At 30.3% G+C, this 22,134-nt stretch carries 19 protein-coding genes; 16 read left to right on the top strand and 3 right to left on the bottom strand.

Going from position 1 to position 22,134, the window contains the following annotated elements; all coding sequences use genetic code 11:
- Positions 1 to 46: 46 nt before the first annotated feature.
- The 3 genes from BMY79_RS02415 to BMY79_RS02405 all read left to right on the top strand — a co-directional run bounded on the left by BMY79_RS02415 (position 47) and on the right by BMY79_RS02405 (position 4,650).
- Complete coding sequence (locus tag BMY79_RS02415; protein WP_074730365.1) at positions 47 to 1,189, top strand: GGDEF domain-containing protein; 1,143 nt, start codon at positions 47 to 49, stop codon at positions 1,187 to 1,189.
- A gap of 134 nt (positions 1,190 to 1,323) precedes the next feature.
- Positions 1,324 to 2,775, top strand: coding sequence for a glutamate--tRNA ligase (gene gltX / locus BMY79_RS02410; RefSeq protein ID WP_022749202.1), 1,452 nt, complete (start codon positions 1,324 to 1,326; stop codon positions 2,773 to 2,775).
- Between the two features lie 24 nt (positions 2,776 to 2,799).
- Positions 2,800 to 4,650, top strand: a complete 1,851-nt coding sequence (locus BMY79_RS02405) for an ATP-dependent helicase (protein ID WP_022749204.1) — start codon at positions 2,800 to 2,802, stop codon at positions 4,648 to 4,650.
- 123 nt (positions 4,651 to 4,773) lie between these two features.
- Here BMY79_RS02405 and BMY79_RS02400 read toward each other — a convergent pair whose 3' ends face one another.
- Complete coding sequence (locus BMY79_RS02400) at positions 4,774 to 5,091, bottom strand: DUF1292 domain-containing protein (RefSeq protein WP_027421736.1); 318 nt, start codon at positions 5,089 to 5,091, stop codon at positions 4,774 to 4,776.
- Between the two features lie 72 nt (positions 5,092 to 5,163).
- Positions 5,164 to 6,255 carry an HD-GYP domain-containing protein gene (locus BMY79_RS02395; RefSeq protein WP_022749205.1) on the bottom strand — a complete coding sequence of 364 codons (1,092 nt, stop codon included), beginning with the start codon at positions 6,253 to 6,255 and terminating at the stop codon, positions 5,164 to 5,166.
- Positions 6,256 to 6,459: 204 nt separating this feature from the next.
- Between BMY79_RS02395 and BMY79_RS02390 the strand changes: the two genes are divergently transcribed.
- Positions 6,460 to 8,328, top strand: a complete 1,869-nt coding sequence (locus BMY79_RS02390; protein ID WP_242941477.1) for an alpha-amylase family glycosyl hydrolase — start codon at positions 6,460 to 6,462, stop codon at positions 8,326 to 8,328.
- Positions 8,329 to 8,330: 2 nt separating this feature from the next.
- Positions 8,331 to 8,918 carry a DUF5662 family protein gene (locus BMY79_RS02385; protein ID WP_027421738.1) on the top strand — a complete coding sequence of 196 codons (588 nt, stop codon included), beginning with the start codon at positions 8,331 to 8,333 and terminating at the stop codon, positions 8,916 to 8,918.
- 5 nt (positions 8,919 to 8,923) lie between these two features.
- On the opposite strand, the gene BMY79_RS02380 is transcribed toward BMY79_RS02385, so the two are convergent.
- Complete coding sequence (locus tag BMY79_RS02380) at positions 8,924 to 9,808, bottom strand: RluA family pseudouridine synthase (RefSeq protein ID WP_027421739.1); 885 nt, start codon at positions 9,806 to 9,808, stop codon at positions 8,924 to 8,926.
- A 257-nt stretch (positions 9,809 to 10,065) separates the two neighbouring features.
- Between BMY79_RS02380 and BMY79_RS02375 the strand changes: the two genes are divergently transcribed.
- From BMY79_RS02375 to fliI, 11 genes are all read left to right on the top strand, one after another.
- Positions 10,066 to 11,715 (top strand): YifB family Mg chelatase-like AAA ATPase, encoded by a 1,650-nt coding sequence (locus BMY79_RS02375; protein WP_074730363.1) that lies wholly within the window; start codon positions 10,066 to 10,068, stop codon positions 11,713 to 11,715.
- Positions 11,715 to 12,803 carry a DNA-processing protein DprA gene (gene dprA / locus BMY79_RS02370; RefSeq protein WP_022747954.1) on the top strand — a complete coding sequence of 363 codons (1,089 nt, stop codon included), beginning with the start codon at positions 11,715 to 11,717 and terminating at the stop codon, positions 12,801 to 12,803. The genes BMY79_RS02375 and dprA overlap by 1 nt, the downstream gene beginning before the upstream one ends.
- 50 nt (positions 12,804 to 12,853) lie before the next feature.
- Positions 12,854 to 14,929 carry a type I DNA topoisomerase gene (gene topA, locus BMY79_RS02365; RefSeq protein WP_022747953.1) on the top strand — a complete coding sequence of 692 codons (2,076 nt, stop codon included), beginning with the start codon at positions 12,854 to 12,856 and terminating at the stop codon, positions 14,927 to 14,929.
- Positions 14,930 to 14,953: 24 nt separating this feature from the next.
- The gene (gene codY / locus BMY79_RS02360) at positions 14,954 to 15,742 is read left to right on the top strand and encodes a GTP-sensing pleiotropic transcriptional regulator CodY (RefSeq protein WP_022747952.1); all 789 of its coding nucleotides are present in this window, start codon (positions 14,954 to 14,956) and stop codon (positions 15,740 to 15,742) included.
- 201 nt (positions 15,743 to 15,943) lie between these two features.
- On the top strand, positions 15,944 to 16,339 hold the full coding sequence (gene flgB / locus BMY79_RS02355) for a flagellar basal body rod protein FlgB (protein WP_022747950.1): 396 nt from the start codon (positions 15,944 to 15,946) through the stop codon (positions 16,337 to 16,339).
- A gap of 54 nt (positions 16,340 to 16,393) precedes the next feature.
- Entirely contained in the window at positions 16,394 to 16,837 is a 444-nt protein-coding gene (gene flgC / locus BMY79_RS02350) for a flagellar basal body rod protein FlgC (protein ID WP_022747949.1), read from the top strand.
- 77 nt (positions 16,838 to 16,914) lie between these two features.
- The gene (gene fliE, locus BMY79_RS02345) at positions 16,915 to 17,223 is read left to right on the top strand and encodes a flagellar hook-basal body complex protein FliE (protein WP_022747948.1); all 309 of its coding nucleotides are present in this window, start codon (positions 16,915 to 16,917) and stop codon (positions 17,221 to 17,223) included.
- 16 nt (positions 17,224 to 17,239) lie between these two features.
- The gene (locus tag BMY79_RS02340; RefSeq protein ID WP_022747947.1) at positions 17,240 to 18,847 is read left to right on the top strand and encodes a flagellar M-ring protein FliF C-terminal domain-containing protein; all 1,608 of its coding nucleotides are present in this window, start codon (positions 17,240 to 17,242) and stop codon (positions 18,845 to 18,847) included.
- Positions 18,848 to 18,853: 6 nt separating this feature from the next.
- Positions 18,854 to 19,858, top strand: a complete 1,005-nt coding sequence (fliG, locus tag BMY79_RS02335) for a flagellar motor switch protein FliG (RefSeq protein WP_022747945.1) — start codon at positions 18,854 to 18,856, stop codon at positions 19,856 to 19,858.
- Positions 19,851 to 20,639 (top strand): FliH/SctL family protein, encoded by a 789-nt coding sequence (locus tag BMY79_RS11840; RefSeq protein WP_022747944.1) that lies wholly within the window; start codon positions 19,851 to 19,853, stop codon positions 20,637 to 20,639. The genes fliG and BMY79_RS11840 overlap by 8 nt, the downstream gene beginning before the upstream one ends.
- A 34-nt stretch (positions 20,640 to 20,673) precedes the next feature.
- Positions 20,674 to 22,131, top strand: coding sequence for a flagellar protein export ATPase FliI (gene fliI, locus BMY79_RS02325; protein WP_022747943.1), 1,458 nt, complete (start codon positions 20,674 to 20,676; stop codon positions 22,129 to 22,131).
- The last annotated feature ends 3 nt before the right edge of the window (positions 22,132 to 22,134 follow it).

Raw genomic sequence — 22,134 nt, 5'->3', positions numbered from 1 at the left:
GTCGTATTTCTAAATCTTTTATAGTAATAGGGGGATAATTATATAAATGGTTGTAGATGCAGGTATTGTATTGAATTTATATACAGCATTATTGCTGATTTTGTTACTGATATTCCAGGGAGGAATGGTACATACTGATTCTGTTAAGCAGTTTGGAAGATTAACATTACTTACATTAGTTCTTTTAGTGTCTGAAACGCTTGGCAGAATTGGAGAAATGTATCCTTCTAGTTTTTTTGTGCTTACAAAGATAGGGTATTTTATAATATTTTTACTCGATCCTTTAGAATATCTTGTAGCAATTGATTATGTTAATAAATGGATGGAAAAAAGTGACACTATTGGATGTATTATATTTAAGAAAGCTTTTGAAGTTTTTGTTTACGGAAATATTATTTTAGTTAGTATTTCAACAATTTTTAACACTCGTTGGTTTTATTATTTTAAAAATCAACAATATTTTAGAGGAAATTTTTTTTATGTACGAGGCGCATTTGTTATGTTTTATTGTGTCTTATTAGATTTGTACGGTTTTATTTATAGGAAAAGAATAAACAGTTTCTATAGAACAGCTATATTATTGTTGCCAGTTTTGTCATTGTTTGGCGCAATTGGACAAATTTTCTTTATGAATCTAGATTTAACATACGTTATGATAACGATTGGATGCCTTAATGTTTTCTTTTATTTACAAGGCAAAGATATTAATATGGATTATTTAACAGGCGTATTAAATAGACGTGGAATTGATATGGAATTAGCAGAAGCGATAAACCAATATTGGAATAAAAAAATTAAATTTTCTGCAATTATGATTGATATAGATCACTTTAAGAGCATAAATGATAATTATGGTCATTTAGAGGGAGATAGAGTCTTAAAGGAAGTGGCTAAAATACTTAGAATTGTAATTAAGAATGAAGGAATAATTGGAAGATATGGTGGAGATGAATTTTGCATTATAATATATGCTGAGGATAAAGATGTTTTAATAAAAAAAGTATCTCAAATTCACGATAGGGTCAAGTCAATTAAAGGAGAAATTGAAATATCAGTAAGCTGTGGATATGGTATTTATGAACCAACTCGTCATGAAAGCGAAAAAGAATTTATTATGGAAATTGATGAGCGTATGTATCGTCAAAAAATAGAACATCATTTACAAGATCGAAGAAGAAATACTGATTAAATCCCCGATAATTTGTGTTGAAAATTTCATTTTCATGGTATATACTAGAAAGTGCGTGTATTTTAGAAAATGATAAAATACAAGTATATAAGAGATAAAAATACTTTTTAGTATAAAGATAAGGAGATTTCAAAATGAGTAAAGTTCGTACTAGATTTGCACCTAGTCCAACAGGTAGAATGCATGTAGGTAACCTTCGTACTGCTCTCTATGCATATTTGATTAGTAAACATGAAGGCGGAGATTATATTTTAAGAATTGAGGATACTGATCAAGAGCGTTATGTTGAAGGTGCAGTCGACATTATTTATAGAACAATGAAAAAGACAGGTTTAATTCATGATGAAGGTCCTGATCTTGATGGTGGTTGTGGACCATACGTTCAAAGTGAAAGACACGAAAAAGGTATTTATTTAGAATATGCTAAGAAACTTATCGAAAAAGGTGAGGCGTATTATTGTTTTTGTACTAAAGAACGTCTTGAAAGCTTAAAGCAAAATGTAGCCGGAAAAGACATTATGGTATATGATAAACACTGTTTACATTTAACACCTGAAGAAGTTCAGGCTAAATTAGATGCAGGTGTTCCATATGTTATTCGTCAGAATAATCCTACTACAGGTACAACTACATTCCAAGATGAAATCTATGGTGATATCACAGTAGACAATTCAGAATTAGATGATATGGTCTTAATTAAATCAGACGGATATCCAACATATAACTTTGCTAATGTTGTTGATGATCATTTAATGGGAATCACACATGTTGTTAGAGGTAATGAGTACTTATCTTCATCACCTAAATATAATAGATTATATGAAGCATTTGGTTGGGAAGTTCCAGTTTATGTGCACTGTCCATTAATTACAGATGAAAATCATCATAAATTATCAAAAAGATCTGGACACTCTTCTTTTGAAGATTTAATTGATCAGGGATTCTTAACAGAAGCTGTTGTTAACTTTGTTGCATTATTAGGATGGAGCCCTTCAGATAACCAAGAGATTATGTCATTAGAAGAATTAGTTGAAAAATTTGACTATCGTCATATTAATAAATCGCCAGCTGTATTTGACTATACAAAGCTAAAATGGATGAACGGTGAGTATATTAAAAAGCTTGATTTTGAAAAATTCTATGAGATGGCATTACCATATATTAAAGAAGTTATTACAAAAGATTATGATTTAAGAAAAATTGCTAAGATGGTTCAGACAAGAATTGAAATTTTCCCAGATATCAAGGATCATATTGATTTCTTTGAAGAATTACCTGAATATGATGTTGCAATGTACACTCATAAAAAAATGAAAACAAATTCTGAAAATTCATTAGAATTATTACAAAATATTCTTCCAGTTCTTGAAGCACAGGAAGATTATAGTAATGATGCATTATATGAAGTATTACTTAAATATGCTAAAGATAACGAATTAAAGACAGGATTTGTAATGTGGCCAATCCGTACAGCTGTTTCTGGTAAACAGATGACACCAGGTGGTGCTACACAACTTATGGAAGTATTTGGTAAAGAAGAATCAATCAGAAGAATCAAAAAAGGTATTGAAATGCTTTCAAAATAATATTTGAGAACAAGAGGTTTATTCATGAAAGAAAACGCTTCTCAGCAAAAGGCCATTCTGCATAAGGATGGCCCTATGCTTGTTCTTGCTGGACCTGGTTCAGGCAAGACAACAGTTATAACACAAAGAACTAAAAAATTAGTTACAGATTATGGAATTGATCCATCTAAAATACTAGTTATTACATTTACTAAAGCTGCTGCATTAGAAATGAAAGCTAGATTCCAAAAATTAATGGGTGATGTTGTTGCTAATGTTACTTTCGGAACGTTTCATGCAGTTTATTTTACTATTTTAAAGTATGCATATCATTATAGAGCGTCAAACATTATAACGGAAGAGGAAAGGTATAATGTTATGAAACGCATAATCTCAAATTATAATTCCCTAGAATATGACGATATTAATGAATTTATAAAGGATATATATAGTGAGATTGGAGAAATCAAAAACTCTAGATTAGATGTAAATCATTATTATTCAAAGATCTGTGGAGAAGAAATTTTTAGAGAAATTTTTTCAACATATCAGAATATATTACAAACCAATAAAAAAATTGATTTTGATGATATGTTATCAATTACTTTTGAATTATTAGATCAGAGAAAAGATATTCTAGCGGCGTGGCAATCAAAATATCAATATATTTTGGTGGATGAATTTCAAGATATAAATCAAATTCAATATGATATTTTAAAAATGCTTGCTTTGCCAGAAAATAATTTGTTTATTGTGGGAGATGATGATCAATCTATTTATCGATTCAGAGGGTCTAAGCCGGAGATAATGTTGAATTTTCCTAAAGAATTTAATAATTCAAAAAGAGTTCTTTTAGATACAAATTATCGTTGTCAAAAGGCAATAGTGGATGCATCTTTAAATTTGATAAGCTATAATAAAGAACGTTTTCAAAAGAAAATATTTGCTCATAATGCAGAAACAACTAAAGTTAATTATGCTATTTATGAGAACCAAGCGGATGAGAGTAAAAACATAATTAACATCATAAATGACTATATTAAAAAGGGAAAATCATATGATGACATAGCTATTTTATTTAGGACTAATACGCAACCACGAATGCTAATGGGAAAATTAATGGAATATAATATTCCATTTAGAACAAAAGATAACGTTCCTAATCTTTATAACCATTGGATAGCTAGAGATATATTTACATACATAAGGTTAGCTCATGGAAGTAGAGAAAGAGCAGATTTTTTCCAAATAATGAACAGACCTAAGCGTTATATAAGTCGTGATTCAGTGCTTAGTAAAGTAATAGATTTTGGAAGATGGAAAGCTTTTTATAATGATAAAGAGTGGATTGCTGAACGAATAGATAAATTAGAATATGATTTAAAAATGCTTCAAATGATGAAACCATATGCTGCTATAAATTATATTCGAAACGGTATTGGCTATGATGAATTTATTAAAGAATATGCACAATACAGAAAAATTAATGAAGATGATTTGTTTGAGACGTTAGAAGAGTTGCATCAGGCATCAAAAGAGTTTGAAACATATAATGAGTGGAATGAGTATATAGAAGAATACACCAAGCAAATTAAGGAAGTTTCTAATAAAAAAAATCAAGTTGAAAATGCAATAACACTTGCAACGCTTCATTCATCAAAAGGACTTGAATTTGATATTGTATTTATAATAGATGTTAATGAAGGAGTTATGCCATTTAAAAAAGCTGTTCTACCTCAGGAAATAGAAGAAGAGCGAAGAATGTTTTATGTTGGAATGACAAGAGCAAAATATGATTTATATCTTAGTTCTGTAAAGTGTTTTAGTAAAAATAACAATGATATTTCTAGATTTATAAAAGAAACGAAAAAAAAATATATTTCAAAAGAAAAATAATCCCAATAATAGCGATAAGTTAATGTGACTTAAAGCTAGTATTGGGAATTTTTAAATGAGAATATAATATTGTTATATCCTTTTGAAAACAATTTTTAGTTATAAAAGGATACTTTTATATAATTATTCATCACCAAGAAGCATCTCACCTTCAAGAGAATCTAAATGTTTCAATGCTTCCATGTATTCTTCGTCAGTTTCAACATTTTCAATAGAAGGAATTCCATTTTCATCTTCTGCATATCTATAGATATAGAAAATCCCTTCAGCATTTTCATTACCATCTTTATCAAGTGGGATTAATGCAATGTAATCTTGCTTTCCCATTTCAAATATTGTTAAAATTTTACATTCGATATCACCATCGTCGGTTCCGATTGTTACACGAATATTATCGATTTCGTCTTCAGTTACTGGTGTTACTTTTTCATTTTCTGACATATATATTCCTCATCTTTCGTATATTGTAATGTTTATTATTGTATCAAAAAAATCATTAAAAATCTAGATAAATTATACAATAGCATGAATATATAGATCTAAATGGTCCTCAAGATTTAAAATAGAACCGTCTGTTAGCTGTATAATAGGTCTTGTTAAATTCTGATTTAAGTAAATAATGCGACCAATTTCATTGTTACTTAATAAAACTTCACAGTTAATATATGAATTGGCAATTCGTTCTAAGAATACTAGAATAAATTTAGTATTATATTTTTGAAGTCCATGTTCTTCAAAATTCGCTATTACTTCAAATGGGCACATACCGCTTCGATATACACGATTTTGTGTCATTGCATCATATACGTCAGCAATTGAGATAATGGAGGCAAATTCGTCTATTTCCTTTCCTTTTAGTTTAGAAGGATATCCTGAACCATCATAACGTTCGTGATGCATTAGAGCGGCATTAACAATTCTAGAATCTAATTTTTTAGTAGATAAAGCCTCATATCCAAAAATAGGATGTTGTTTAATTATTTCAAATTCATTATCCGTTAGTTTACCAGGCTTTAATAAAATTCCAGATGGAATTTTACATTTTCCAATATCGTGTAATAGTCCAGCTAAAGTTAAAATATTTAAATCGTTTTCTTTAATGCCTAGCCAAGATCCAAGAAGTCTAGAAATCATAGCAACATTTAAACTATGCGCATAGGTTGAATCATCGATTTTATGTGTAGAATGTAATGTGCCAAGTAAATCGTATGCTGTTTGGTTAAGATTAAATAAAGTTACAACTTCATTTAACAATAATTCTTGGTTTACTGGACCATTTTTTAAAATTATATCATTCAACTCTGTTTTTACAACATCAATAGCATCAGAATATTTTGCCTGAAATACTTGAAATTCCTTAGAATTAATTAATTTTTCAATATGTGTATTTTCAATATGCTCTTTATGCATAATGGCATCTTTTACAGATTGAGGCAAATCACCTTCGATAATTCTAATAGAATCAATATTATAGAAACGTAGTTGCGATATGATTTGTTTTGTTACAATTGAACCTTTAGGAACAAGTAATTGATGAGTTTTTGAAAAAACATCATCGGCAACTATCATATTTAATTCTAGATTTGATACAGGTATGATATTCATAGTTCTTCCTCCTAGACCGAAAATAATTAAAATAGTAATATATAAATATCAAAAAGGGTGTACAATATTTTTAAAAAAAGCTATAATAAAATCGTGTGACCTTATAGAATATTAAATAAATTGTTCTATACAAGAGTATCGAATAATTCCATGCTAATAATAAGATTAAATAGGTTATAAAAAAATATAAGCAGGTGAAATAATTTGTTAACTGTAAAAGAAGGAAATTACGCTATAATGGGCGTTATTCAGGAAGAAAATAAAGTATATATAACTTTTGAAGGTGAAAAAGAAGAACAGTGTAAGGTTGTACTTTTAAATCATCAAACCAAAGAGAAAGAAATAATTGAAGTTCCAGATGAATATGTGTTAGGTTCATTACGTTCTATTGAAATTGATAATATTAATATAAATGAATATGATTATTATTTTGAAATAAATGGACAAAAACGAATTGATCCATATTCTAGAAAGATTGTTGGAAGAGAAAAATGGAATAATTTATCTCGTAAAAACAATTCATATGAAATTTATTCGTCAACTGATAAACATGATTTTAATTGGAAGAATGATAAACAACCAGAAATTCCTAAAGATAAAATGATTATGTATAAATTGCATGTTCGTGGTTTTTCAATGGATACTAAAAAGGAAGATGCAGGTACATTCTCTGCTATTAAAGATAAAATTCCATTTTTAAAAAGTTTAGGAATTACGACAATTGAATTAATGCCAATTTATGAATTTGAAGAAATGAAAATTAAAGGAACTAATCTTGCTAAATTGCCAGATTACGTTAAATGGACTAATAAATCAGATGATGTAATTGTTGCTCCAAAGAAAGAAAAAAAGACAGTTGGAGTTAATTATTGGGGATATGTTCCTGGTAATTATTTTGCGGTTAAAACATCATATGCGTATAAAAAAGATAGGGCTTCAATAGAATTTAAAGAATTAGTTCATGAATTACATAAAAATAATATGGAATGTGTAATGGAAATGTTTTTTGGAGGCAATTTAAATCATAATTTGATTTTAGATTCTTTAAGATATTGGGTTAGAGAATTTCATGTTGATGGTTTTCACCTTTTAGGAAATAATTTACCGATAACAGCTATTGCGCAAAATGTAATGTTAAGTAGAACAAAAATTTTCTATGATGATATTCCAGGAGATGTTCTAGATAATCAAAAAACATATAAGCATTTATATTTGTATAAAGATGAATATCTATATCAAGCAAGAAAAATTTTAAATCATATAAATGGTGATATGAGTGAATTTATTAATCAGCAGAAAAAGCAAAATTCCAAATATGGTTTTGTTAATTATGTGGCTAGTAATAACGGTTTTACTTTGGCTGATGTATTTATGTTTAATGATAGACATAATGAAGCAAATGGAGAAAATAATTCAGATGGAAACGCTTGGAATTTTAGCAATAACTGTGGTTTCGAGGGATTTTCGCAGAAAAAATATATTAAATTTATGCGTCAAAAACAGTGGCGTAATGCTTTAGTTATGTTGTTTATGGCTCAAGGTGTTCCGTTAATTTTATCTGGAGATGAAATTCAAAATTCACAAAAAGGTAACAATAATGCATATTGTCAGGATAATAAAATTGGTTGGGTTAACTGGAAAAAAGGAAAATCACAGGATAGTGATATTGAATTTGTAAAAAATATTATAAAATTTAGAAATGATCATCCTATGATTTCTAATACTAATCCATATTATTTTAATGATTGTTTAACAAAAGGAATGCCAGATGTGTCATTTCATGGTGAATCAGCATGGGTTGCCGGAATTGATAAACAGATGATGGCATTAGGAGAGATGTATTATGGTGAATATGATAGCAATAATACCAAAGAAAGCATTTACGTAGCATATAATTTCTTTTCTGGTGTAAGTACACTTGCGTTACCATCGTTACCAGAGAATAAACAATGGCACTTATTAATGGATACTTCTTTAGAAAAGAAACCATTTTTAAAAGAAGCTGTTAAATTAAAAAATCAACAAAAGCTTACGATTAATGCACAATCTATTAAAATACTAATAGGAAAATAATAATGAACATTATAAAACATTTTAAAACGATTACAAAACATAAAATACTAGTTATGAAGGGGTGCTTCAAATTAGGACTAATAAAACAAGGATTATTACATGATTTGTCTAAATATGGATTGACAGAGTTTATGGTTGGCGCAAAGTATTATAAGGGCTATATGAGCCCTAATAATGCTGAAAGATTAGATAAGGGCTATTCATCTGCTTGGTTGCATCATAAAGGGCGAAATAAACACCATTTAGAATATTGGATTGACTATAACGTTTCAAAAGATCCAAGAGAAGGTAAAATGGTAGGAATGAAAATGCCAGTTAAATATGTAGTGGAAATGTTCGTAGATAGAATTTCTGCATCAAAAAATTATTTAAAAGATAAATATAATGATAAGAGTGCGTTAGATTACTATGAACGTGGTAAATCACATTATTTAATAAATGAAGATACAGCAAGTTTGTTAGAATTCATGTTATATATGAATTATAAAAAAGGCGAACAATATACTTTTAAATATATAAAACATAATATTTTAACAGGTAAGATAGAGTATAATAAAAAGACTTTAGATGAACTAAAGTCTAAATTATAGTTTTATTATAAAAGTGTTTGCATATCATTTGGTATTGGTGCCATAAAATCCATTTTTTCATGGGAAATAGGATGAATAAAAGATAGTTTATATGAGTGAAGAGCTTGTCTATTCATAAGAGTATTATTTGGATTATATAAAAAATCTCCAATTAAAGGGTGATTTATATATTTCATGTGTACTCGTATTTGATGAGTTCTTCCTGTAAGTAATTTAAGCTGAACGAGTGAGACGTCAGCTTTTTTGTTGTACCTTAATTTTTTATATAAAGTCTTAGAATAATCGCCTTTTTCAAAGTCAACACATCTAGTTATAACTGATTCTTCTTTACGAGAAATAGGAGCTTCTATTTCGCCACAGTCGTTTACTTCACCCTCACAAATAGCAATATAAGTTTTGTGTATTTGTCTATTTTTAGTTTGAGCATTAAGAATGGAGGCAGAAAGTTTATTTTTGGCAATAATACATAGTCCAGTTGTATCTCTGTCTAAGCGAGTTATACATCTAAATACAACAGATTCTTTTTTTGATTGAAAATAGTAGGTTAAAGCATTAGCTAGCGTATTGTCGTAATTATTTAAAGACGGATGTATAGGCATAAATGCAGGTTTATTAACAATTAGTATATCTTCATCTTCATAAATTATTTTAAAATCTAGTTTGACTGGAACAATATTATTTTCTATGGGTTCAGTTAAAGTGACAACAAGAATATCATTTAAGGAAAGTTTATTTTTTACATAAGCCCATTTATCGTTTAGAGTTATACTATTTTCGTATTTTTTTAAATGAGTGATTATTTTTCGAGTATAGCCTTGTTCAAGTAAAAATTTTTCAATTGTATAATTAATATATGGTTCAGTTATTGTATATTTTAAAATACGTTGCATATTATCCTCCTAGATAACAATTAATTGTATATTTAATAATTCTGTATATTTTTTTGAGTAAAAAGTATATATATTATAACAACATAAGTTACTGTTTTAAAGAAAAAATATAATAAAATACGAAAATAAAATTTTAGGGTTATAATTTTAAAAAAAATATGATATACTATCACAGTCTTTTATCAAATAAATTCTTATTTGATTTCCCAATAATAGTAAATTTAAACAATTTTATACAAAGGAGTAGGAATAATCTTATGTACAGTAAAGTAGAAAGTTCTATGCTACGTGGAATTAAAACGATGAAAGTTTATGTAGAAGTAGATATTTCAAATGGAATGCCAATGATTGATATGGTAGGATATTTGAGTTCAGAAGTAAAGGAGGCAAAAGAAAGAGTAAAAACAGCACTTCACAATTGTAAAGTGGTATTACCACCTAAGAGAATTACAATAAATTTGTCACCAGCTAATATAAAGAAATCGTCAACTAGTTTTGATTTGCCGATTGCTGTTGCACTTTTAGTCTCTTTGGGCTTTTTAGACAAAGAAAAAATCGAAAGACATATATTTGTTGGCGAACTCAGTTTAAATGGCGATTTAATGCCAATAAATGGCATATTGCCTATGATTGTAGAGTCCCTTGATAGTCAAAAAACATTTGTTGTGCCAAAAGGGAACGAAAATGAAGCAAAATTGATTCCAGAAGCAAAAATATTATCATTTAATAATTTAATAGAAATTATACAATATTTTAATGTCGATGCTGCAACTGCGAAGGAGTTTAAAAGGAAAGAAACTTTAAAAAATAAAGAAAATTCTGATAATAACAAAAAAATGGAAACTATATCAAAAGAAAGTCAGGCTATATTTTTATCAAATGAAGAAAAAACACTCAAAAAAGACAATGAAAATGAAGAAAATTTAAATATATCAAAACTAGATTTTAGTGATATTAATGGTCAAAAAATATTAAAAAGAGCTTGTGAGATTGCAGCAAGTGGGATGCATAATATGCTGATAGTAGGCCCTCCTGGAACAGGAAAGACAATGATTTCAGAAAGAATGTCGACTATTATGCCACCGTTAAATAATGAAGAAAAATTAGAAGTATCTAAAGTTTATAGTGTGTGTGGATTATTAAAAAATAAAAAGAAACTTTTAGAAGAACGACCATTTAGAAATCCACATCATACAATTACAAAAGCGGCTTTAGCAGGTGGGGGTATATCACCGATACCAGGAGAAATTTCGTTAGCACATCAAGGAGTATTATTTTTAGATGAATTTACAGAATTTCAAAAATCCACCGTTGAAATTTTAAGGCAACCTCTAGAAGATAAAAAAATAAATCTTACAAGAATGAATTATAATGTTACATATCCAGCTGATTTTTTATTATTAGCATCAATGAATCCATGTAATTGTGGATATTATCCTAATATGCAAAAGTGTAGATGTACACCAAGTACATTAAAAAGATATTTAAATAAACTTTCTCAACCACTATTAGATAGAATTGATATTACTGTTTTTGCACCAGAAGTTAAATTTAATGAATTGATAAAAAAACAAAAAAATGAAACTTCGGCAGAAATTAGAAAGCGTGTAATTCGTTGTCAACAAATACAATATGAACGATATAAAAACGAATCTTTTTTCCATAATTCACAAATTCCAGCAGGAAAATTAGGACAATACGTTCCTCTAAATGATGAGCAATTAGAGTATTTGAATAATGTTTATGAAAAATATAATTTAACGGCACGAACATTTCATAAATTATTAAGAGTGATTAGAACAATTGCTGATTTAGATAATTCAGAAGTTATAAAAACAGAGTATATTTTAGAAGCATTGTGCTATAAGGGGCTTACAAAAGATTATTATGAAGGAGGAACGATGTAGTGAAGTATGCATTATGGTTGTCAAATATAAAAGGAATTTCTAATGGAAAAATAAAAATTTTAAGAGAAATTTACAAAAATGCAGAAACAATATATAATCTTACAAGAGATGAGTTAATAAAAATAAAGGGAATTACCGAAAAAGACGTTTGTAATATATTATCAAGCAAGGACAATTGGAATTTAGAATCAAAGCTATATCAATTATTTGAGTCTGGAATTTCTTTTGTATCTGTAGAACAAGAAGAATATCCTAAAAATCTTAGAAATATTATTAATGCTCCTTATAGCCTCTATTATAAAGGAAATTTACCACAAGAAGAAAATAAATCGGTTGCAATAGTTGGAGCAAGGACAAGAAGTCAATATGGAAGTCAAGTTGCAGCAAGGTTAGCGAGACTTTTAGCAGATTCAGATATTAACGTTATTAGTGGATTAGCAAGAGGAATTGATGCAGATGCACATCTAGGAGCACTTTCGTCCGGAAAAGACGGTAGAACTTTTGCAATATTAGGTTGTGGAATAAATATTTGTTATCCAAAGCAAAATCAATACATTTATGATAAAATTATTTCTCAAGGCGGTGGAATTATTTCGGAATATTGGCCAGATACAAAGCCGTTAAAAACGTTATTTCCATCAAGAAACAGGATTATTGCTGGAATCAGTGATTGTACAGTTGTAATTGAAGCAAGACAAAAAAGTGGATCACTTATAACAGCCGATTATGCAATGGAACAAGGAAAAGATGTTTATGCACTTCCTGGAAGGGTAACAGATGAATTAAGTTTTGGTTGTAATTACTTGATAAAACAGGGCGCAGGTGTTATAGTAAGTCCCGAGGATTTTCTTAATGAATTCAATAGTTTTTATGAAAATTTATGCTCTCAAATAAATTTTTATGAAAAATTACTTGAAAAAGATGAATTGTTGGTGTATAGTTTACTAGATTTTACCCCAACTAATTTGGGAACAATTATTGAAAAATCATCTATGAATCTCTTAGAAATTCTAGAGATTTTAGAACATCTTAAACAAAAAGGTTATATAAAAGAGATTATGTCAAATCATTTTGTTCGTTGTATTTGATTTTTTTTTGTTAAGATGTACTTGAATTTATGAGTTAGGAGTATATGGGTATGGCTAAATATCTGGTAATAGTTGAGTCGCCTGCAAAGGTTAAGACAATTAAAAAATTTCTTGGAAAAAATTATGAAGTTATGGCATCAAATGGGCATGTTAGAGATTTACCTAAAAGCCAGCTTGGAGTTGATGTTGAAAATGATTTTGAGCCAAAATATATAACAATTCGTGGAAAGGGTGAAATTTTAGCTAAGCTTCGTAGAGAGGTTAAAAAAGCTGACAAAATATATCTCGCAACTGACCCCGACCGCGAGGGAGAAGCTATTTCATGGCATCTTACCCAAGCGTTAAAACTAGAAGGAAAAGAAGTTTATAGAATAAGTTTTAATGAGATTACTAAAACTGCTGTTAAAGCGGCATTTAAAAATCCTAGAGAAATTGATACTGACTTAGTAGATGCACAGCAAGCAAGAAGAATTTTAGATCGTATAGTGGGTTATAAAATATCACCTCTTCTTTGGGCAAAGGTAAAAAGAGGTTTAAGTGCAGGTAGAGTTCAATCTGTTGCGCTTAGAATTGTTTGTGATAGAGAAGAGGAAATAAATGCATTTATCCCAACAGAATATTGGAACTTAGAAGCTAATATATCTGTTGAAGGTGAAAAAAAGCCTTTAGTAGCAAAACTTTTTGGCAAGAATGATGAGAAAATTAATATTTCTTCCAAGGACGAAATGGACCAGGTATTAAAAGATATGGAAGGGAAGAAGGTAGAAATCCTTAATGTAAAAAAAGGTGAAAGGATTAAAAAAGCTCCACTCCCATTTACAACTAGTACAATGCAACAAGAAGCGTCTAAAGCGCTTAATTTTCCTATTCAAAAGACTATGAGAATAGCACAGCAATTGTACGAAGGTATTGATGTAAAGGGTCAGGGTACAGTTGGTCTTATCACATATTTAAGAACAGATTCTACTCGTATTTCTGAGGAAGCACAAGAAACTGCAAGAGCATTTATATTAGAAAACTATGGAGAAAATTATTTGTCAGCTGGAGAAATAAAAAAATCTTCAAAAGTAAATATACAAGATGCTCACGAGGCTATAAGACCATCAGATATTAGTCGAGTACCATCAGAAATTAAGGACTCTCTATCGAGAGATCAATTTCGTTTATACAATTTAATTTGGAAACGTTATACAGCTAGCAGAATGGCTAATGCAAAATATGAAACAACAACTGTTACTATAGGCATTGGCGAATATCGATTTAGAGTATCTGCATCTAAAGTTGCATTTGACGGATTTATGTCAGCTTATGTTGAAGCTGATGAAGAAAAAGTAAAGAATAATGTTATGCTTAAATCACTTGATGAGAATTCCAAGCTTTCATTGAATGAATTTGAGCCAACTCAGCACTTTACTCAACCACCAGCACATTATACTGAAGCATCATTAGTTAAGACACTAGAAGAATTAGGTATTGGAAGACCAAGTACATATTCTCCTACAATTACAACTATTATTGCAAGACATTATATAACAAAAGAACAGAAAAATTTATATGTAACAGAGATCGGTGAAGTTGTAAATGCAATTATGAAGGAATCATTTTCTTCAATTGTTGATGAAAGATTTACAGCAAATATGGAAGCATTGTTAGATAATGTTGCAGTAGGTAAAATTGCATGGAAGACGGTTATAGAGAATTTTTATCCAGATTTAAAAAAAGCAGTAGATGAAGCAGAAGAACAACTCGAAAAGGTTACGATTGAAGATGAAGTTACCGATGTAATATGTGAAGAGTGTGGACGAAATATGGTTGTTAAATATGGACCACATGGTAAATTTTTAGCGTGTCCAGGCTTCCCAGAGTGTAGGAACACGAAGACGTATTTTGAAAAAATTGGTGTTTCATGTCCAAAATGTGGAAAGGACGTTGTCATCAAAAAAACAAAAAAAGGTAGAAAATATTATGGCTGTATTGATAATCCAGAGTGCGATTTTATGAGTTGGGGACAACCTGTAAATGAGAAGTGCCCAAATTGCGGTGGTTATATGGTCGTAAAAGGCAAAAAAATTGCGTGTCAGGATCCACAGTGCGGTTTCATAATGGAAAAACCACAAGAAGAATAAGAAATACAGAAAGGAACGGGATATATGAGCGTTCAATTATTAGACAAAACAAGAAAGATTAACAAATTACTTCACAATAACAGCTCTTCTAAGGTTGTATTTAATGACATTTGTGATGTACTTACAGGAGTGTTGGAGTCTGACATTTTAGTAATTAGTAAAAAAGGAAAAGTCTTGGGATCAAGTGTATGTAACGGTGTTGACGAAATTAAGGAATTAATTGTTGATGAAGTTGGAGGATATATTGATCCAGCATTGAATGAACGTCTTCTCGGAATTCTTTCAACAAAGGAAAACGTTAATTTAGAGACTCTTGGATTTGGAGAAGAAAGCAAGAGATATCAAGCAATAATTACTCCTATTGATATCGCTGGAGAGCGTTTAGGAACTTTATTTGAATATCGTAGTGATAGAGAGTATGACATTGATGATATCATTTTAACAGAGTATGGTGCAACTGTAGTTGGACTTGAGATGTTACGCTCAGTTAATGAAGAACATGCAGAAGAAGAAAGAAAAGTTCAAATTGTTAAATCTGCTATGAGTACATTATCTTACTCTGAAAAAGAAGCTATTGTCCAAATTTTCAAGGCTTTAGATGGAACAGAAGGAATTCTTGTAGCAAGTAGAATTGCTGATGAAGTTGGAATTACTCGTTCAGTAATCGTTAATGCACTTCGTAAATTCGAAAGTGCAGGAGTAATCGAATCTAGATCTTCAGGAATGAAAGGTACATACATTAAAGTTATTAATGATGCAATTTTTGAAGAATTAAGCAGAGGCGATGACGATAAAAAGAAAATTTATAGCTAATTTTTGTGACTTGAAATTTAATATATAAATAATTATATAAATCCTATATTAATACAAATTTATGAACTTTAGAATTAAAGTCTTATTTTTGTGATTGGTATAGGATTTTTTTATTAAAAGCATAAAAAAATATATATTATTATTTATATATTTTTTACCGATAGAGTATCTATAGTAGAGTGAAAAAAGGAGGGATTGTGAGTGTTTGATTCAACATCATTTAATTATATAAATGTTTTGTCAAAAGCAGCAGATGCAAGTTACAGACGTAAAGATATTATTTCTAATAATTTAGCGAATGTAAGTACTCCGGGTTTCAAGAGAAAAGATTTAGATTTCGAGAGTGTTTTGAAAAGAGAGATAGGAAATTTTAAATATACATCATTAGATAGTAAGATAAAAAACACAAGATTATATAAATTAAATCCAGTAGTTTATACAGATCGTTCACAGTTTTCGTATAGATTAGATGGTAATAACGTAGACATTGATACAGAAAACGTTGAATTAGCATCTGAACAGATTAAATATCAAACATTAACTCAGAGTATGAGTTCTGAGTTTAATAGATTGCGATATGCGATGGGTAAATCATAAAATTTTGGTTAAGAATATATAAAAAAATCCGAAACTATTTAAAGGAGGTATTGTATGGGGTTATTTCAGTCATTTAATATTAGTGCTTCTGGTATGACAGCCCAAAGATTTAGAACTGATGTCATAGCAGAAAATATAGCTAATATAAATACTACTCGAAATGAAAAAAATGTACCGTATAGAAGAAAGATTGTAACATTCCAGGAAAAATCAGTTACACCTTTTAGCGAATACTATTCAACATCAAGGAATAAACTAATAGGTAATGGTGTAAAAGTTACATCCGTTCAAGAAGATCGTACAACAGATTTGGTGCTTAAATATGATCCTTCTCATCCTGATGCAGATGAAAATGGTTATGTTTATTATCCTAATGTTAATACGGTAACAGAGATGACAAATCTTATTGATGCAACTCGCGCTTACGAGGCCAATGTGACTGCATTTCAGGCTTCAAAATCAATGGCTCAGGCGGGATTACAAGTTGGAGGACGTTAGAAGAGAATTTTTGTGGATTAGATTAATAATAAAATTTTTAAGGATTAAATAAATAATAAATAGAAAGGGTAAGAAAAATGATGAATATTGGAGCAATAACTGGTGTGACATCAGATTATATTATTCAGTATGCTAAGGAAAATAACTTATTAGGTACGCAATCATTTCAGTCTGTATTGGATTCTGCACTAGAACATGTTAATGAAGTTAATCTTTTGCAGAATAGAGCAGAATCTGAAGAAATTAGATTTGCTCTTGGAAAAGCCGAAAATACACACGATTTGATGGTTGCAGAAACAAAGGCAGCTGTAGCATTACAATATACAGTAGAAGTAAGGGATAAAATTTTAGAAGCATATAATCATATCATGCAAATGCAAATTTAATAAAGGGGTAATGTAAATGCCAGAACAAGTAAAAAAAATAATAGACCGGTTTCTTGAATGGTGGAAGAAGTTTGAAACCAAACAAAAAGCTCTTCTTATCAGCATAATAGCGGTTATAGTCCTTGCTTTGGTAATATTAGGAGTTGTGGTATCAAGGCCATCGTATGTAACGATAGTAACTTGCGAGGATACAAAAAAAGCTAGCGAGGTTAAAGAATTATTTGATAAAGATGGAGGAATAAAATATAAAGTATCAGAGGATGGTTTAACCTTTAAAGTTGTTAAGGAAGATGAAGCTGATGCTACAATTTTGTTGGGAAAGAATGAAATTCCATCAGATGGATATAGCATTGAAAATGTAACTAGTGGAAATTTTTCTACAACAGAAGCTGATAAGCAAAAAAAATACCAATTATATTTGGAAAAAAAGTTTGCTGAACATTTAAAAACTATTAAACATGTAAAAGATGCAAAGGTTGATTTAAAATTACCTAGTGATGATGGAACTATAAGTTCTAAAAAAGAACAAGGCTATGCATCGATAGTTTTAGATTTATCGAAGGATCTTGATGAAGATCAGGCATATGGAATAGCTCAATTTGTAGCAACTGAGTTAGGAAATGAGGATACTTCTAATGTCATGATTATTGATACGAAGGCTAACGTTTTGTATGCTGGAACAGATTCAGAAAATCAAGTTGGGGCAGCTAGTTCTAAATTATCGTATCAACAGAAGCAAGAAGCAAAAATCAAAAAGGATATAAAAGATTTACTGGTTAAATCAAAAACATATTCTAATGTTGAAGTTTCATTGGGGTTAAAAGTTGATTTTGATAATACAGAATCAGTTACACATTCGTTCTCCGCACCTGAAGGTCAGACAAATGGTATGGTAGGTTCGGTAAGTGAATATAGTTCTGAGTCAACAGGAGGACCAGCAGCAGAGCCGGGAACAGGATCGAATGATGATACAACATATCAAACACAAGATGGTAATGTCACATCATCAACGATAAGTGATAAAACAACAAATTATCAAAATAATGAACAAATAGTAACCAAAAAGAACTCAGGTGGTTCTATACAGTATTCAGAGTCTACTGCATCTATCAAAGCAACGCAGTATATTGTGTATGATGAGAAAAAAATGAAATCATCTGGAGAATTGAAAGGACAATCATTTGATGAATTTGTTTCAAAAAATTCGAAACCTAAGACAGTTAAAGTAAGCAACAATATGAAAACTTTAATTGCAAAAGCGACTGGTTTAGAAGAAGCAAATATCGAAATTCAAGTTTTACAACAACCTGAATTTGTTTATGATGATTCAAGTATTAGTGTCACTGATATTTTACAGATTGTTTTAGCGGTATTAATTTTCGCATTATTAGGCTACGTTGTATTTAGAAGCACTAGAAAAGCAAAAGAAGCAGAAGAAGTTGAACCTGAAGTATCTGTTGAGAATTTGTTACAACAAACTGAAGAGGCAGAGAAAGAAAATCTTGAAAATATTGGATATCAAGAAAAATCAGAAACAAGAGTACTTATTGAAGAGTTTGTAGATAATAACCCTGAGGCTGTAGCATTGTTGCTACGTAATTGGTTGAATGAGGACTGGGAGTAGAATATTATGGATGAATCATTAACAGGAGTACAAAAAGCTGCTATTTTGTTAATTGCATTAGGTCCAGAAAAATCAGCAGCCATTTTCCAACATTTAAAAGAAGAGGAAATAGAGGAATTAACTCTAGAAATAGCAAATACAAGGAGTGTCGCAGCTGATACAAAAGAAAGCGTATTAAACGAATTTTATCAAGTATGTTTGGCACAGCAATATATTGCAGAAGGTGGTATTGGTTACGCTAAAGAACTCCTTGAAAAAGCACTTGGAGATGATAAAGCTCAGGATGTTATTTCTAAGCTTACCGCTTCATTGCAAGTTCGCCCATTTGAATTTGTTAGGAAGACGGATCCAAGTCAGTTATTAAACTTTATACAGGACGAGCATCCACAAACAATTGCGATGATTTTATCTTATTTGACGCCATCTCAGGCTGCACTGGTTTTAGGCGCATTGCCACCTGAGAAACAAGCAGATGTAGCGAGACGTATTGCTTTGATGGATAGAACATCTCCAGATGTAATTAAGGAAGTTGAAAAAGTGCTAGAAAAGAAACTAGCTTCTTTGGTAAATCAAGATTACACAATTGTTGGTGGTGTAGATGCTACAGTAAATATCTTGAACACAGTAGATCGTGCTACAGAGAAGCATATTATGGAAACATTAGAAATCGAAGAACCAGAATTAGCAGACGAAATCAGAAAGAAAATGTTCGTATTCGAAGATATCTTGTTGCTTGATGATCGTGCAATTCAAAGAGTACTTCGTGATGTTGAAAATGCTGATCTTGAACTTGCACTTAAGAGTTCAAACGAAGAAGTCCAGAATGTTATTTTCAAGAACTTATCTAAACGTCTTGCATCTATGATTAAAGAAGATATTGAATTTATGGGTCCTGTACGTATGAAGGATGTTGAAGAAGCACAGCAGAAGATAGTAAATATTATAAGAAAGCTAGAGGATGCTGGAGAAATTGTTATTTCAAGAGGAGGAGGAGACGATATAGTTGTCTAATATTGTAAAATATGGTTTTATCGTCAATCAACCTAGTGACATAAAAGTCATAGATTCTGATAAGAATTTAAAAGAAAAATATGGAGATTTAATGGTATCTTCTGGAGAGAATGAAAGGGCTACCGCTAGTAGTGGTAGCTCTTCTTCAAAAGAACAAAGAGAACGACTCAAAGAAGAAAAAGATTCAATTATTTCGGATGCAAAAGAATTAGCTGCAGATTTAGTAAAAAATGCTAAGAACGAATCAAAAATCATAATAGCAAAGGCAAAAGAAGAGTCTATAAGTATATATCAAGAAAACAAGAGACTAGGTTATGAAGATGGAGCTAAAGAGTTAAAAGAAGAAATTGAAAAAAGAAGAGAAGAACTAGAAGAAGAATATATTTCAAAAAATAATGAGTTAGAACAAAAATACATGGAAAAAGAAGAAAGAATGGAAAAGGAAATTGTAGATGTTGTGGCTCAGATTTTTGAAAAAGTATTTAGGATACAATTTTCAGATAAGAAAGATATTCTTCTTTATTTGGTAAAAAATACGATTTTAAATGTCGAACCAGATAAAGAATTTAGAATAAGGGTATCAACTGCATATAGAACATATTTTGAAGAACATCTTTCTGAAATTCAAGATAAAGTAGGAAATGGTGTTAATCTTGAAATACTTAATGATGCAAGTTTAAATGATTCACAATGCTTGATTGAAACAAACACTGGAGTATTTGATTGTGGAATTGATACACAATTATCTAATTTGATTAAGGACATAAAATCTTTAGCGTAAAGTAAGTAAATAAAAGAGGCTTGGGGGTTGATTCATGTTAAATGAAACAAAAAAATATTTACAGCTTTTAAACAGACAATATTATGACTGTTATGGGAAAGTTGCAAAAGTTGTTGGACTTACAATTGAATCAGTTGGACCTGAGGCAAAACTAAATGATCTTTGTCGTATATATTTAGACGATAGTGGCAATAATGCGGAGTATGTTATGGCAGAAGTTGTTGGATTTAGAGATATGCGACTTATTTTGATGCCTTTTGATAATACAGAAGGTATATCTGTAGGGTGTGTTGTAAAAAACACAGGAAAGCCTCTTATGGTAAAGGTTGGAGACAGTTTATTAGGACATACTGTTGATGGAATAGGAAGGCCAACAGATGATGTTGTTGAATATGATGATTTAAAGGAGTATCCTGTTGACGCACTTCCACCAGATCCTATGAGAAGGTCAATTATACATGATGTTCTTCCATTAGGAGTTAAAGCAGTTGATGGTTTAATAACGGTTGGGAAAGGACAACGTATAGGGATTTTTGCAGGTTCAGGTGTTGGAAAAAGTACATTATTAGGAATGTTTGCTCGTAATACAAGAGCGGATGTAAATGTTGTGGCACTTATTGGAGAACGTGGACGTGAAGTTAGAGAATTTATAGAACGAGATTTAGGTGAAGAGGGTATGAAACGTTCTGTTGTTGTAGTCGCAACCTCAGATAAGCCAGCACTTATAAGAAATAAAGCAGCAAAGACGGCAACTGCGATAGCAGAGTATTTTAGAGATCAGGGAAAAGATGTGTTGTTGATGATGGATTCGTTGACAAGATTTTCTATGGCACAACGTGAGATGGGATTAGCATCTGGTGAACCTCCTGTTACAAGAGGATATCCACCTTCAGTTTATTCAGAAATGCCTAAAATTCTTGAAAGAGCTGGAACATCGGATAAGGGTTCGATAACAGGCTTATATACCGTTTTAGTTGATGGTGATGATTTTAATGAACCTATTACGGATACAGCGAGAAGTATTTTAGATGGTCATATTATGCTAAATAGAAGATTAAGTCACAAGAATCATTATCCTGCAATTGATATTTTACAAAGTATTTCAAGAGTAATGGGTGCTATAACATCTGAACGCCATAAAGAGTTGGCTGGTAGGCTAAAAACGGTTATGGCCACATATAACGAGGCAGAAGATTTAATAAATATTGGTGCATACAAAGAAGGATCAAATAAGGATATAGATTATTCAATAAAAAAAATAAAAGAGGTAAATGAGTTCCTTTGTCAAAAAACAACAGAAAAATTTTCGTTTGAGAATGAATTAAATTTATTAGCAGGTGTTTTTGACGAAGAGTATGAGGTAAATAACAATTTGAATACAGCTTCAATTGATAATGTAGATGATAATGTAGATAGTAATGTAGATGATGATATAGATGCTACTGAAGCATCTGATTTTATTGACGAGCCAAATATACAAGAAGAAATTTAAGGA

It is taken from the genome of Lachnobacterium bovis (assembly GCF_900111325.1).
Taxonomy (GTDB): domain Bacteria; phylum Bacillota; class Clostridia; order Lachnospirales; family Lachnospiraceae; genus Roseburia; species Roseburia bovis_A.
This window is presented reverse-complemented; position numbering and strand designations above follow the sequence as displayed.

Bases quoted from the DNA above. Each gene is read 5' to 3' on its own strand.
- fliI (WP_022747943.1), top strand. From the start codon at position 20,674: ATGTTAAATGAAACAAAAAAATATTTACAGCTTTTAAACAGACAATAT.
- BMY79_RS02405 (WP_022749204.1), top strand. From the start codon at position 2,800: ATGAAAGAAAACGCTTCTCAGCAAAAGGCCATTCTGCATAAGGATGGC.
- BMY79_RS02385 (WP_027421738.1), top strand. From the start codon at position 8,331: ATGAACATTATAAAACATTTTAAAACGATTACAAAACATAAAATACTA.
- BMY79_RS02380 (WP_027421739.1), bottom strand. From the start codon at position 9,808: ATGCAACGTATTTTAAAATATACAATAACTGAACCATATATTAATTAT.
- BMY79_RS02395 (WP_022749205.1), bottom strand. From the start codon at position 6,255: ATGAATATCATACCTGTATCAAATCTAGAATTAAATATGATAGTTGCC.
- fliG (WP_022747945.1), top strand. From the start codon at position 18,854: ATGGATGAATCATTAACAGGAGTACAAAAAGCTGCTATTTTGTTAATT.
- codY (WP_022747952.1), top strand. From the start codon at position 14,954: ATGAGCGTTCAATTATTAGACAAAACAAGAAAGATTAACAAATTACTT.
- BMY79_RS02415 (WP_074730365.1), top strand. From the start codon at position 47: ATGGTTGTAGATGCAGGTATTGTATTGAATTTATATACAGCATTATTG.
- flgC (WP_022747949.1), top strand. From the start codon at position 16,394: ATGGGGTTATTTCAGTCATTTAATATTAGTGCTTCTGGTATGACAGCC.
- fliE (WP_022747948.1), top strand. From the start codon at position 16,915: ATGATGAATATTGGAGCAATAACTGGTGTGACATCAGATTATATTATT.
- topA (WP_022747953.1), top strand. From the start codon at position 12,854: ATGGCTAAATATCTGGTAATAGTTGAGTCGCCTGCAAAGGTTAAGACA.
- BMY79_RS02375 (WP_074730363.1), top strand. From the start codon at position 10,066: ATGTACAGTAAAGTAGAAAGTTCTATGCTACGTGGAATTAAAACGATG.
- BMY79_RS02340 (WP_022747947.1), top strand. From the start codon at position 17,240: ATGCCAGAACAAGTAAAAAAAATAATAGACCGGTTTCTTGAATGGTGG.
- BMY79_RS02400 (WP_027421736.1), bottom strand. From the start codon at position 5,091: ATGTCAGAAAATGAAAAAGTAACACCAGTAACTGAAGACGAAATCGAT.
- gltX (WP_022749202.1), top strand. From the start codon at position 1,324: ATGAGTAAAGTTCGTACTAGATTTGCACCTAGTCCAACAGGTAGAATG.